This window comes from Pseudomonas sp. KSR10 (assembly GCF_022355455.1).
In the GTDB taxonomy this organism is placed as follows: Bacteria; Pseudomonadota; Gammaproteobacteria; order Pseudomonadales; family Pseudomonadaceae; genus Stutzerimonas; species Stutzerimonas stutzeri_E.
On the sequence record NZ_JAKOEN010000017.1, the window covers coordinates 52,654 to 65,334 of the forward strand.

General features: G+C 63.0%; 8 protein-coding genes. 5 read left to right on the forward strand and 3 right to left on the reverse strand.

Translation table 11 applies throughout. The annotated features are described in order from the left end of the window. Positions 1–89: 89 nt before the first annotated feature. The gene (locus tag MCB86_RS08445; protein ID WP_239610583.1) at positions 90–1,763 is read left to right on the forward strand and encodes a bifunctional protein-serine/threonine kinase/phosphatase; all 1,674 of its coding nucleotides are present in this window, start codon (positions 90–92) and stop codon (positions 1,761–1,763) included. A 25-nt stretch (positions 1,764–1,788) separates the two neighbouring features. Here the strand turns inward: MCB86_RS08445 and MCB86_RS08450 are convergent, their stop codons facing one another. Beyond that, positions 1,789–2,100, reverse strand: a complete 312-nt coding sequence (locus MCB86_RS08450) for a hypothetical protein (RefSeq protein ID WP_045162468.1) — start codon at positions 2,098–2,100, stop codon at positions 1,789–1,791. Between the two features lie 485 nt (positions 2,101–2,585). Here MCB86_RS08450 and nirB point away from each other — a divergent pair, with 485 nt between their 5' ends. The 4 genes from nirB to cobA all read left to right on the forward strand — a co-directional run bounded on the left by nirB (position 2,586) and on the right by cobA (position 8,967). After that, positions 2,586–5,036, forward strand: coding sequence for a nitrite reductase large subunit NirB (nirB, locus tag MCB86_RS08455; protein ID WP_239610584.1), 2,451 nt, complete (start codon positions 2,586–2,588; stop codon positions 5,034–5,036). A 44-nt stretch (positions 5,037–5,080) separates the two neighbouring features. Beyond that, positions 5,081–5,407 (forward strand): nitrite reductase small subunit NirD, encoded by a 327-nt coding sequence (gene nirD / locus MCB86_RS08460; RefSeq protein WP_045162570.1) that lies wholly within the window; start codon positions 5,081–5,083, stop codon positions 5,405–5,407. 50 nt (positions 5,408–5,457) lie between these two features. Next, positions 5,458–8,157: a nitrate reductase gene (locus tag MCB86_RS08465; RefSeq protein ID WP_239610585.1), complete on the forward strand. Its 2,700-nt coding sequence runs from the start codon at positions 5,458–5,460 to the stop codon at positions 8,155–8,157. A gap of 72 nt (positions 8,158–8,229) precedes the next feature. After that, complete coding sequence (gene cobA, locus MCB86_RS08470; RefSeq protein WP_045162471.1) at positions 8,230–8,967, forward strand: uroporphyrinogen-III C-methyltransferase; 738 nt, start codon at positions 8,230–8,232, stop codon at positions 8,965–8,967. Positions 8,968–9,127: 160 nt separating this feature from the next. Here the strand turns inward: cobA and MCB86_RS08475 are convergent, their stop codons facing one another. After that, the gene (locus MCB86_RS08475; protein WP_239610586.1) at positions 9,128–11,482 is read right to left on the reverse strand and encodes an RND family transporter; all 2,355 of its coding nucleotides are present in this window, start codon (positions 11,480–11,482) and stop codon (positions 9,128–9,130) included. Positions 11,483–11,494: 12 nt separating this feature from the next. After that, entirely contained in the window at positions 11,495–12,586 is a 1,092-nt protein-coding gene (locus MCB86_RS08480) for a YCF48-related protein (protein ID WP_239610587.1), read from the reverse strand. Positions 12,587–12,681: the final 95 nt, after the last annotated feature.

The following is a 12,681-nucleotide window of genomic DNA, read 5'->3' on the forward strand; positions in this document are numbered from 1 at the left end:
TTTCAGACTGGCGATCAGTAGGCGGGCCTCACAGGGCCTGCCGATGTCGTTCATCCACCTACCCGCGCGCCATCCGGAGTGATGCCTTCATGCCCTTGCAGTTTTCGTTCGGCGAAGCCACTGCCACCGGACCACGCCAAGAGAACCAGGACGCACTGCGCATCGTCACACCCACACCGGGTCTGGCCGCAAGCAAAGGCGCACTGTTCGCCATTGCCGATGGCGTCAGCCAGTGTGCCGATGGCGGCCTGGCGGCACGGGCCACCTTGCAGGCGCTGGCGACGGACTACTACGCCACGCCGGAAACCTGGACCGTCGCTCAATCGCTCGATCGGTTGTTGGTCGCCCACAATCGCTGGCTGCAGGCCAACGGTGGCGGGCAGCCGCTGCTAACGACATTGACCGCACTGGTGCTGCGCGGCCGTCGTTTCACCCTCGCTCATGTGGGCGACTGCCGCGCCTACCGCTGGCTCGACGGTGAGCTGCAACGGTTGAGCGAAGACCATGTCTGGGAACAGCCGAACATGCAGCACGTGCTCAAGCGTTCCATGGGGCTGGATCAGCATCTGGTAGTGGACTACCTCGACGGCGAACTGCGTCTCGGCGAAACCTTCATGCTGCTCACCGACGGCATCTGGGCCAGCATCGCCGAGAGCGATCTACGGAACATCCTCGGTGCCGAGCCTGATCTATCCAACGCAGCCAAGGCACTGGTCAACCTCTCTCACCAGAGCGGCAGCCAGGACAATGCCAGCGCATTGCTGCTACGGGTCGACGAGCTGCCTGAAGCAGCGCTGGCCGACTCACTCGCGCAACTGGCGGACTGGCCCCTGCCGCCAAAGCTGAGACCGGGGCAGCTGTTCGAAGGCTGGACCGTCGAGGCGCTGTTGGCCGAGTCGCGGCAATCGCTGGTCTATCGGGTCAGCGATCAACAGGGTCACCCCTGGATTCTCAAGACGCTGCCACCCAGCCGCGATGACGAACCGGACGCCGGCCCTGCGCTGCTGCAGGAAGAGTGGTTTCTGCGCCGCGTCGCCGGACGACACTTTCCCGAAACACACGGCCTGCCGCAACGCCAGCACCTGTACTACGTGCAGCGCGAATACAGCGGCCAGACCCTCGCTCAGCAGTTCGGCCAACAGGGCCCAATGGCGCTACCCGACTGGTTGCAACTGGCGCCACGCCTGATCCGTGCGCTGGGGATGCTGCATCGGCGCAATATCCTGCATCGCGACATCAAGCCGGAAAACCTTCATTTGAGTGAAGACGGCGAGCTGCGTCTGCTGGATTTCGGCCTGGCCTATTGTCCGGGTCTGTCGCAGGACCTGCCGCATAGCCTGCCGGGTACGCCGAGCTATATCGCTCCGGAGGCCTTCGCCGGCGTCGCGCCGAGCCGAGAACAAGATCTTTACGCCGCCGGGGTAACCCTCTACCACCTGCTCACCGGCCACTATCCCTACGGCGAGGTGGAAGCCTTCCAACGCCCGCGCTTTGGCATCCCGGTCCCGGCCAGTCGCTATCGCCCCGACCTGCCCCAGTGGCTGGATGACATGCTCAAGCGCGCCGTTGCAATGGAGCCCGCGCAGCGATTCGAAACGGCCGAAGAATGGCTGCTGACCTTGGAACAGGGCGAACGCCTGACCGGTAGCGCGCCTGCACTGCCGTTGCTCGAACGAGAGCCCTTGAAGGTCTGGCGCGGCCTCGCCCTGCTCTCGCTGCTGGTCAACCTGATCTTGCTGGTCTGGCTGGGCAAAGGCGGTTAGCAGGCAGACTGATTGGCAAGCCCGATCAGCGTCGAACGATCAAGCCTTGGCGCGCAACACGTGTCAGCTCGTGCACGCATTCATCGAGGCGCTCGCGGCTGGGTGCCTGAATCACGGCCAGATCGAAACTGTCCGCGGCGAAATGCGCCAGCGACTCATCGGCACCGGTGAACTGCACGAGAAACGCACGCGGCTTGCCCCAGCGCTTGGGCCAGCCGTCCAGGTAACGCAGCAGCGAGGGTTGGTGGCTACCGCCAAGGAGGATTTTCGGGTTGCTGCGAACCAGCCCACTGGTGATCGGGGCCAGGCGTAGAGGAGCGCGTTGCAGTGCATTCATCGGGGATTTCCCGCCTCGAGGATTCCGCTGGGCAGCGGTGGGAGGCGACACCGAACCAGCGCTTTAGCGGTATTTCGAAGCCTTCGGCTCCAGGCGCCCCGCAAGTAGCTGACTAAATCGGCGCATGGGCGAAACAATAAAAAAGCGACACGGCTGCTGTCAACGGCCAATTGCTCTTCCCCGATGGGTTCAGCTGCACCAGGGCTGCGCGGTGCGCATCATATGGGTGCAGGAATCATCCGGATCGGGCCCTGACACCCCGTCCAAACGCCTGAAAACCAAGGACGTACGGGCTTGGCACAGGCCCTGCATTGTCAGGTTCAACACCAAGCCGGGCCTTCAACGTAGAGGGCCGGGCTCCGAATACGGAAGACAAGGACAAAGGCGTCCTCACTGGGTAACCAGTGGGACGCCTTTTTCGTTGTTGGATTTTCAACGGCATGGCCAGACGGCGATCAGCCCCCCGGCCCGGCGCGGAGAACAGCATGAAAAAACTCAAACTGGTGATGATCGGCAACGGCATGGCCGGGGTCCGCACCCTGGAAGAACTGCTCAAGCTCGCCCCCGACCTTTATGATATCACCGTCTTCGGCGCCGAGCCCCACCCCAACTACAACCGCATTCTGCTCTCGCCCGTGCTCGCGGGTGAGCAGACCTTCGAAGAGATCGTGCTCAACGACCTCGATTGGTACGCCGAACACAACATCCGCCTGATGCTCAACCGCAAGGTGGTACAGATCGATCGCGCCAAGCGCCGCGTCATCGCCGAGGACGGCAGCGAGGCCGACTACGACCGCCTGCTCATCGCGACTGGCTCCAACCCCTTCATCCTGCCGATCCCTGGCAATGACCTGGAAGGCGTGATCGGCTACCGCGACATCGCCGACACCCAGGCGATGATGGACGCCGCCAAGACCCACAAGCATGCCGTGGTCATCGGCGGCGGGCTGTTGGGCCTAGAAGCGGCCAACGGTCTGAAGCTGCGTGGCATGGACGTGACCGTTGTGCACATCGGCGAATGGCCGATGGAGCGTCAGCTCGACAAGACCGCCGGAACGCTGCTGCAGCAGGCGCTCGAAAGCCGAGGCCTGAGCTTCAAGATGCCGAAACAGACCGCCGAGCTGATCGGCGACGGGCAGGGCCGAGTCCGCGCCGTGCGCTTCGCCGATGGCGAGGTAATCGATGCCGGTCTGGTGGTGATGGCCGCCGGTATCCGTCCCAACAGCGAGCTGGCTGAGAAGGCCGGCATCCCGTGCAACCGCGGGATTCTGGTCAATGACACCCTGCAAACTTACGATCCGCGGGTGTATGCGGTCGGCGAATGCGCCAATCACCGCGGCACCGCCTACGGCCTGGTGGCGCCCTTGTTCGAACAGGCCAAGGTCTGCGCCAACCATCTGGCGATGCTCGGCTTTTCGCGCTATCTCGGCTCGGTGACCTCGACCAAGCTCAAGGTCACCGGAATCGACCTGTTTTCCGCTGGCGACTTCAACGGCGGCGAAGGTACCGAAACCATCACCCTCTCCGACCCCATCGGCGGCGTGTACAAAAAACTGGTGATCAAGGACGACATCCTCGTCGGCGCCTGCCTCTACGGCGACACCGCCGATGGCGGCTGGTACTTCCGACAGGTCCGTGAAAACCACAACGTGGCGCAGATCCGCGACCACTTGATGTTTGGCGAGGGCGCCATCGGTGACACCGGCCACCAGGGTCAGAACAAGGCCATGGCGATGCCCGACAGCATGGAGGTCTGCGGCTGCAACGGCGTGTGCAAAGGCACCATCGTCAAGGCGATCCAGGAACATGGTTTGTTTTCCGTCGATGACGTGAAGAAGCACACCAAGGCCGCTAGCTCCTGCGGCTCCTGTGCCGGGCTGGTCGAGCAGATCCTGATGAACACCGTCGGTGGTGCGGCGGACGTCAAACCGAAAAGCGAGAAGGCCATCTGTGGCTGTAGCGACCTCAACCATGGCCAGGTGCGCAAGGCCATCCGCGACCATCACCTGCTGACCGTTCCGGACGCCATGGCGTTCATGGACTGGCACACACCCAATGGCTGCGCGACCTGCCGCCCTGCGCTGAACTACTACCTGATCTCCACCTGGCCCGGCGAGGCCAAGGACGACCCGCAGTCGCGTTTCATCAACGAGCGCGCCCACGCCAACATCCAGAAGGACGGCACCTACTCCGTGGTTCCGAGGATGTTCGGCGGCGTGACCAATGCCGCCGAGCTGCGCCGCATCGCCGACGTCGCCGACAAATATCAGGTGCCGATGGTAAAGGTCACCGGCGGCCAGCGCATCGACCTGCTGGGGATCAAGAAGGATGATCTGCCGAACGTCTGGAAGGACCTGGACATGCCCGACGGCCATGCCTATGGGAAATCCATCCGTACCGTGAAGACCTGCGTCGGGCAGGAGTTCTGCCGCTTCGGCACACAGAACTCGACGCAACTGGGCATTGAACTGGAAAAAGCCTTGTTCGGCATGTACTCGCCGCACAAGGTCAAGCTCGCCGTCTCCGCCTGCCCGCGCAACTGCGCCGAATCCGGCATCAAGGACGTCGGCATCATCGGCGTGGATTCCGGCTGGGAGCTGTACATCGGTGGCAACGGTGGCATCAAGACCGAGGCCGGGGAGTTCTTCGTCAAGGTCAAGACGACCGAGGAAGTCGCCGAATACAGCTTCGCTTTCCTCCAGCTGTACCGTGAAGAAGCCTTCTACCTCGAGCGCACCGTGCACTACATGCAGCGCGTAGGGCTGGACTACATCAAGAAGATCGTTCTGGAAGACGAAGCCCGGCGCAAGGCCCTGAGTCAGCGCCTGATGTACTCGCTGAGCTTCGAGGGTGACGGCTGGAAGAAGGCCATCGCCGAGCAGTCGCTGAAAAAGGAATACGAAACGATCCAGCTCAAATCGATCGCGCCTGCCTGAAACCCATGCTCGACCGAAACCGCCTGCCATTCGAGGAAATCACCATGACCTGGTTCGACATCTGTTCCCTGGACGAGATCAACCCGCTCGGCGCACGCATCGTCGCCGGCCCCAAAGGTGACATCGCGGTGTTCCGCACCGCCGATGACCAGGTATTCGCTCTGGACGACCGCTGCCCGCACAAGGGAGGTCCGCTGTCGCAGGGCATCGTCTTCGGCAAGCAGGTCGCCTGCCCGCTACACAACTGGCAGATCAACCTGGACAGCGGCGAAGCCGTGGCGCCCGACGTGGGTTGCGCACACCGCCATGAAGTCCGCGTCGAGAACGGCCGCGTGCTGCTTTCGCTGAATAGCGCAACTGAGTGCGCCTGACTGCAGCGCTAGCGAGCCCATCCATGAACGAATTGCCAGGAGACGACGCCATGCGCCAGACAACCGCCTCGACCTGCTGCTACTGCGGCGTGGGCTGCGGGGTACTGATCGAGCACGACGGCGAGCGCATCCTCGATGTCGCCGGCGACCCGAGCCACCCGGCCAACTTCGGCAAGCTGTGCAGCAAAGGCTCGACCCTGCACCTGACCGGCGATCTTGACGCCCGCGCGTTGTATCCCGAGCTGCGCCTGGGCAAGGGGCTGGCACGTGCCCGCACCGGCTGGGACACCGCCCTGGACCACGCCGCCACCGTATTCGCCGAGACCATCGCCGAACACGGCCCCGACAGCGTCGCCTTCTACATCTCCGGCCAGCTGCTGACCGAGGACTACTACGCGTTCAACAAGCTCGCCCGCGCGCTGGTCGGCACCCATAACATCGACTCCAACTCCCGCCTGTGCATGTCTTCGGCGGTGGTCGGCTACAAACGCAGCCTCGGCGCCGACGCCCCGCCCTGCAGCTACGAGGACATCGAGCAGAGCGACTGCGTGCTGATCGTTGGTAGCAACATGGCCTACGCCCACCCGGTATTGTTCCGCCGCCTGGAAGAGGCCAAGGCGAAGCGGCCGGACATGAAGGTCATCGTCGTCGACCCTCGCCGCACCGACACCTGCGAGCTGGCCGATTTGCACCTCGGCATTCTGCCGGGGACGGATGTCGCCTTGTTCCACGGCATTCTGCATCTGCTGCTGTGGGAAGGTTGGATCGACCGGGACTTCATTGATGCGCACACCGACGGCTTCGATGATTTGAAGAACCTGGCACGCGACTACAACCCGTCGATGGTCGCCGATCTGTGCGGCATCAGCGTGAACGAACTGCAAAGCTGCGCGCGGTTGATCGGCAATGCGCCGAGCTTCCTGTCGCTCTGGTGCATGGGCGTGAACCAGTCGAGTTCAGGCAGTACCAAGAACAGCGCCCTGATCAATCTGCATCTGGCCACCGGACAGATCGGCCGCACCGGCGCCGGGCCCTTCTCGCTCACCGGCCAGCCCAACGCCATGGGCGGCCGCGAAACCGGCAGCTTGTCCAATCTGCTGCCCGGCCACCGCGAAGCCGGCAACCCGGCGCATCGTGCCGAAGTGGCGGCTTACTGGGGTGTCGACAGGCTGCCCGAAACCACCGGACTGTCCGCCATCGAATTGTTCGACGCCGTCCACACCGGGCGGATCAAGGCGCTGTGGATCGCCTGCACCAACCCAGCTCAGTCCATGCCGGACCAGCAGAAGATCCACGAAGCACTGGCCGCTTGCCCCTTCGTCGTGGTTCAGGAAGCCTTCTTCACCACCGAGACCTGTCGCTACGCGGACTTGCTTCTGCCCGCCGCCAGCTGGGGCGAGAAGGAAGGCACGGTGACCAACTCCGAGCGCCGCGTCAGCCACGTGCGCGCCGCCATCCCGGCACCTGGCGAGGCGCGCGCCGACTGGTCGATCACCTGCGATTTCGCCCGTCGGCTGGAAGGCCTCCTGCGTCCCGGTCAGGACAGCCTGTTCGCGTTCGATACAGCCGCTGCGCTGTTCGAGGAATACAAGCCGCTCACCCAGGGTCGAGATCTGGATCTGTCCGGGCTCAGCCATGCGCTGATCGACCAGCTCGGCCCGCAACAGTGGCCCTTCCCTGCCGGCAGCACGCAAGGTACGCCGCGGCTCTACGGCGACGGTGTGTTTCCGACCGCAAATGGCCGGGCACGCTTTCTCGCCGAGCATTACCAGGCCCCGCAGGAAAAGCGCGAAGCGCGCTTTCCGCTGATCCTCAACACGGGCCGTCTGCGCGACCACTGGCACGGCATGAGCCGCACCGGCACCGCCGCGCGGTTATTCGGTCATGTGGAAGAAGCGGTCCTTGGCATGAACGCCGACGACATGCGCCGCCGTCGTCTGCTCGACGGTCAGCTGGTCCGTGTCCGTGGCCGTCGCGGTCAACTGGTGCTGCCAGTGCGGAAAGACGACAACCTGCGGGTCGGGCAGGCGTTCCTGCCCATGCACTGGGGCGATCGCTTTCTCAAGGGATTGGGCGTGAATGTCCTTACCCTGCCCGCCTTCGACCCGCTGTCGAAACAACCCGAACTCAAGCACGCCGGAGTCGAAGTGGAGACGGTCGAGCTGCCCTGGCAATTCTTCGCCCTGGTGGAAGGCACGGTGCAGCGGCGCTTCGAAGCCCTGCGTCCGTTGTTCGACGGTTTTGCGTACGCCAGCTTCAGCCTGGCCGGCCGTGAGCGTCCGGCGTTGGTGGTCCGAGCAGCCTGCATCGAGGCGCCCAGCGCCGAGCTGCTGGCGCGATTCGATCAGCTGCTGGGGCTCGACAACGGGCCTGTGGTGGCCTACGACGATCCGCGGCGCGCGGTCGGCAAGCGGGTCAGGATCGAGGAGGGCCGCATCGTAGCCCTGAGTCTTTCCGGTGAGACGGCCGCGCGCCACTGGCTGAAAAACCTCTGGCAGGACGGCAAGGCCGATGCCGCCCTGCGCCGCTGGATGCTAGCGCCGTTGAGCACTCCCCCAGGTGGGAGCGAGTTCAAGGCTGGCAAAACGCTGTGCAACTGCATGAACGTCAGTCAGGAGGCGATCTGTGCCGGCATCGACCGGGGGCTCGATCTCAATGGTTTGAAGAAGGAACTGGGCTGCGGCACCAGCTGCGGCTCCTGCGTACCGGAAATCAAGCGACTGCTGGTGAAACAGCCAGCGGTGGCTTGAACGGTAAGAGAGCAGAACCGGTGATGCACAACGCATTACCGACACGACCACAGCAGCACGAGAGGTGGAAGCATGAGCGCAAAAGTCTGGCTGGTGGGCGCAGGTCCTGGTGACCCGGAACTCCTGACACTCAAGGCCGTGCGCGCCATGGGCGAGGCGCAGGTGGTGCTGATCGACGATCTGGTCAATCCTGCCGTGCTCGAACATTGCCCGAGCGCACGGGTGATTCCAGTGGGCAAGCGCGGCGGCTGCCGCTCGACGCCTCAGGCCTTCATTCACCGGCTGATGCTGCGCTACGCCCGTCAGGGGAAATGCGTGGTACGCCTGAAAGGCGGCGATCCGTGCATCTTCGGCCGCGGCGGCGAAGAGGCCGAATGGCTGGCCCAGCGCGGCATAGAAGTCGAAATGGTCAATGGCATCACCGCCGGGCTGGCGGGCGCCACCCAGTGCGGGATATCCCTGACGCAGCGCGGTATTGCCCGCGGCGTGACGCTGATCACCGCGCACACGCTCGACGGCAGCAGCCCCGAATGGCATGCACTGGCGAAGACCGGCACGACGCTGGTCGTCTACATGGGCGTGAGCAGCTTGCAGCAGGTACAGACCGGTCTGATCGAGGGCGGGCTGCCGGCGAGTACACCGGTGGCCATGATTGAAAACGCCTCCCTGCCACAGCAGCGCGAATGCCGCTCGGACCTGGGTGCGATGTGCACCGACGCGACCCGCTTCATGCTCAAGAGCCCGGCAATCCTGGTCATCGGCGACGTGGCGGCGCAGGCCGTAACCCAGATACTGAGCCAGACAGCCTAAGCCCTGCCACCTTCACGAAAAGCGAGAGGGCCGCTCGCCACGCGCCCGCATCAATGATCGCTCCCCCCGCTTTTGCGGGCGAGCATCCATCAGTGCCCCTTTCTCCCAGCCAAAAAAAACCGCGACCCTAGGGCCGCGGTTCTTATTTGCCGCTTGAGTATCACGCCTTGTGCCGCAGCTTCTCCGGCTTGATCAGGAAGCGTGCCAGTGCCGGCAGCAGCCAGATCGCGCCGACCATGTTCCAGAGGAACATGAAGGTCAGCATCAGGCCCATGTCGGCCTGGAACTTGATTGCCGAGAAGACCCAGGTGAACACGCCGATCGCCAGGCAGATGCCGGTGAAAATCACCGCCTTGCCGGTGGATTTCAGGGTTTGGTAGTAGGCTTCCTGCAGCGTCATGCCCTGACGCAGGTAGGACTCCAGACGGCTGTAGATGTAGATGCCATAGTCGACACCGATACCCACGCCCAAGGCGATCACCGGCAGCGTCGCTACCTTCACGCCGATTCCCATGAACGCCATCAAGGCGTTGCCGAGGATGGAGGTCAGCACCAACGGCAGGATCACGCAGAGTGTCGCCGCCACGGAGCGGAAGGTCAGCAGGCACATGAAACTTACCGCGGCATACACCGCAATCAGCATGGTGGTTTCAGATGCGGCAATGACCTCGTTGGTGGCCGCCTCGATACCAGCGTTACCGGCGGCAAGAACGAACTCCAGCCCTTCGCGGTTGTTTTCCTCGGCGAATTCCCGTGCTGCGGAGACCACGTGTTCCAGCGTTTCGGCCTTGTGATCGTTGAGGAACACCAGGACCGGAGCCAACGAGCAGTCGCTGTTGTACATGCCTTCGGCGCGGGCGATGGAGCTGTTGAGGACGAACTGGTTACGCGACAGCGTTTCCCACTTCAGGCTGCCCTCGTTCATGCCCTTGATGCTCTGCCGCGCCACGGTGACCATCGAAACCGCCGATTGCACGCCTTCGGTGTTTTCCATTTTCCACATCAGCTCGTCCATGGCGGCGAGCGTGTCGTAATGGGCACAGCCTTCAGGGGCGGTCTTGACCATCACCACCAGCACGTCGGAGCTGGTGGAGTAGTTGCGGATCACGAAATCGTTATCGAGGTTGTAGCGAGAGTCCGGATGCAGCTCCGGGGCGCCCTGATCGAGATCGCCGATCTTCAGGTTCTGGCCGTACCAAAGGCCGCCACCGACCGCCAGCAAGGCGATGACGATGGAAATCGGCGCAACCACCGGATTGGCGAAGTTCGACAGCAAGCGCCAGAACGGATGGTTTCGAGCCGCTTCGTCGCGGGCCTGCTTGACCGCGCGCCGGCTGATGCCCATGTAGGAGATCGCTACCGGCAGCAGGATCAGGTTGGTCAGGATGATCACCGCCACGCCCAGCGACGCGCCGATGGCCAGCTCTCGGATCACCCCGATATCGATCAGCAGCAGCGTAACGAAGCCGACCGCGTCGGATGCCAGCGCCACCATGCCGGGGATGAACAGTTGGCGGAACGCCATGCGCGCGGCGGACAGCGGATCATCGGTTTCGCCGGACGCCATGGCGATACCGTTGATCTTCTGCACCCCGTGGGAAATACCGATCGCAAAGACCAGGAACGGCACCAGCATCGAGTACGGATCGAGGCCGAAACCGAGCGTGTGAAGCAGGCCGAGCTGCCAGATCACCGCGATCAGGGTGGTGACCACCACCGCAATGGTGCTTTTGAAGCAGCGGGTAAACCACAGCAGCAGAGCCAGGGTGATGCCGATGGCGACGAAGAAGAACAGGGCAACACCGACCAGACCATCGATCAGATCGCCGACCTTTTTGGCGAAACCGATGATGTGGATCTCGACGTTCGGGTTTTGCGCCTCGTACTTGTCGCGAATCTTCTCTTCCAGCTCATGGGAGAACTTCTGGTAGTCGAGCTTGATCAGCTTGCTGCGGTCATCCGGGTCCGAATAGGACTCCATCAGCGGCACATCAATGATGCTGGATTTGAAGTCGTTCGCCACCAGGCGGCCGATCTGGCCGGATTTGAGGATGTTGCTGCGCAGATCGCCAAGACTCTGTGGCGACCCGTCATAGGTCTGTGGGATCACCTCACCGCCGGCGAAGCCCTGCTCTGTCACCTCGGTCCAGCGGACGCTCGGACTCCACAGCGACTTCATGTTGGAGCGGTCGACGCCTTGAATGTAGAACACCTCGTCATGGATCTGACGCAGCGTTTCCATGTATTCCTTGGAGAAGATGTCGCCATCCTTCGCCGCGACGGAAATCCGCACCGTGTTGCCCAGGTTGGCCAGGTCATCGCGATGCTGGAGCATGTTCTGAATGTAGGGATGCCCCAGCGGGATCATCTTTTCGAAACTGGTCGAAGGACGAACCTGGGCAGCCTGGTAGAACAGGAACACGCTGACCAACAGGCAGATAAGGATCACTGCCGGTCGATTGTTGAAGATCAGGCGCTCGAGGAAAGAGGCCGGTTTCTGTTGATGCTTGGTCATGGTGGCTCCGGCTTATTGTTGTTTTACGGGCAGGTTCGCGCCGCTCGGCGAAACGACCCTGACGCCGCTCTGCCCGACGAGGACCAGGTTGCCATCCGGGTTGGCGACGACGCCTGACAGCGAGCGCCGATCCGGTCGACTGAATAGCTTGAAACTCTGCCCTTTGTCCTCGCTGCTGAGCACGGTGCCGCCGTGGCCTACCACCACGATGCGCCCATCGGGTAGCAGATTGCCGTCCGCGAGCCCCGACTCGATCGGCTCGCCCCCGTCGAGCAACTCGATCGGCTGCCAGCTGTCACCGAAATCGGTGGAGCGGAACAGGTGCCCGCGCAGGCCGAATGCCACGACCACGCCAGGCTCGCCGCCAGCGACCACGCCGAAGAAGGAACCTTGATAAGGCGATTCGACACGCTCCCAGGTTTCGCCCGCATCAGTGGAACGGAACATGCCGCCCATTTCGCCGACGATGAATAGACCGGAGCCAGGAATTTCTGCGATGGCGTTGAGGTGCGTGCCGTCCTCGTTATCGAGGCGGTCGGCGACGTCTTCCCAGTTCTGGCCACCGTCGGTGGTTTCCAGCAGCACGCCGTATGCGCCGGTCGCGAAGCCGTGTTGCGGGCTTTCGAACCAGACGTCGAGCAGCGGCACCTCGCCTTCGCGGTTTTCGTACTGCCGCGTCCAGGTCTCGCCGCCGTCACTGGTCGCCAGAATCAACGCGTCATGGCCGACCGCCCAGCCATGTTTGTCATCGGCGAAATACACGGCAGTGAGCAGTTGACGGGTGGGCACCTTGGCCTGCGACCAAGTGGCGCCTCCGTCATCGGAATAAAGGATGTGCCCCCGGTCCCCTGCAGCCACCAAACGCGAGCCGGCATAGGCAATATCAAGAAGAAGTGAGGATGCGGCTTTTTGCGATTCGATCGCATAGCGAGTGCCGGGCTCCGTGGCGCTTTGTGCATGAGCCGGTGCAGCGATCAGTACCAGAGTGGAGAGCACAACACTGTAGAGCGAGAGTGTTCTCACCAGCGACGAGCTGAACATCGGCTTGCGAAGTGCTTCTGTCGCACGGCCGAACTGGGTGCGCCACATGACGGGCTCACTCATACATACCCCCTTTATTCTTATTAGGTAAGGCCTGATTTGATATCAGGCTGGGCCATGCTATAGGGCTTTCGAAAGCGCCGGCAATTGTCTGGACG

Bases quoted from the DNA above. Each gene is read 5' to 3' on its own strand.
- MCB86_RS08445 (WP_239610583.1), top strand. From the start codon at position 90: ATGCCCTTGCAGTTTTCGTTCGGCGAAGCCACTGCCACCGGACCACGC.
- MCB86_RS08450 (WP_045162468.1), bottom strand. From the start codon at position 2,100: ATGAATGCACTGCAACGCGCTCCTCTACGCCTGGCCCCGATCACCAGT.
- nirB (WP_239610584.1), top strand. From the start codon at position 2,586: ATGAAAAAACTCAAACTGGTGATGATCGGCAACGGCATGGCCGGGGTC.
- nirD (WP_045162570.1), top strand. From the start codon at position 5,081: ATGACCTGGTTCGACATCTGTTCCCTGGACGAGATCAACCCGCTCGGC.
- MCB86_RS08465 (WP_239610585.1), top strand. From the start codon at position 5,458: ATGCGCCAGACAACCGCCTCGACCTGCTGCTACTGCGGCGTGGGCTGC.
- cobA (WP_045162471.1), top strand. From the start codon at position 8,230: ATGAGCGCAAAAGTCTGGCTGGTGGGCGCAGGTCCTGGTGACCCGGAA.
- MCB86_RS08475 (WP_239610586.1), bottom strand. From the start codon at position 11,482: ATGACCAAGCATCAACAGAAACCGGCCTCTTTCCTCGAGCGCCTGATC.
- MCB86_RS08480 (WP_239610587.1), bottom strand. From the start codon at position 12,586: ATGAGTGAGCCCGTCATGTGGCGCACCCAGTTCGGCCGTGCGACAGAA.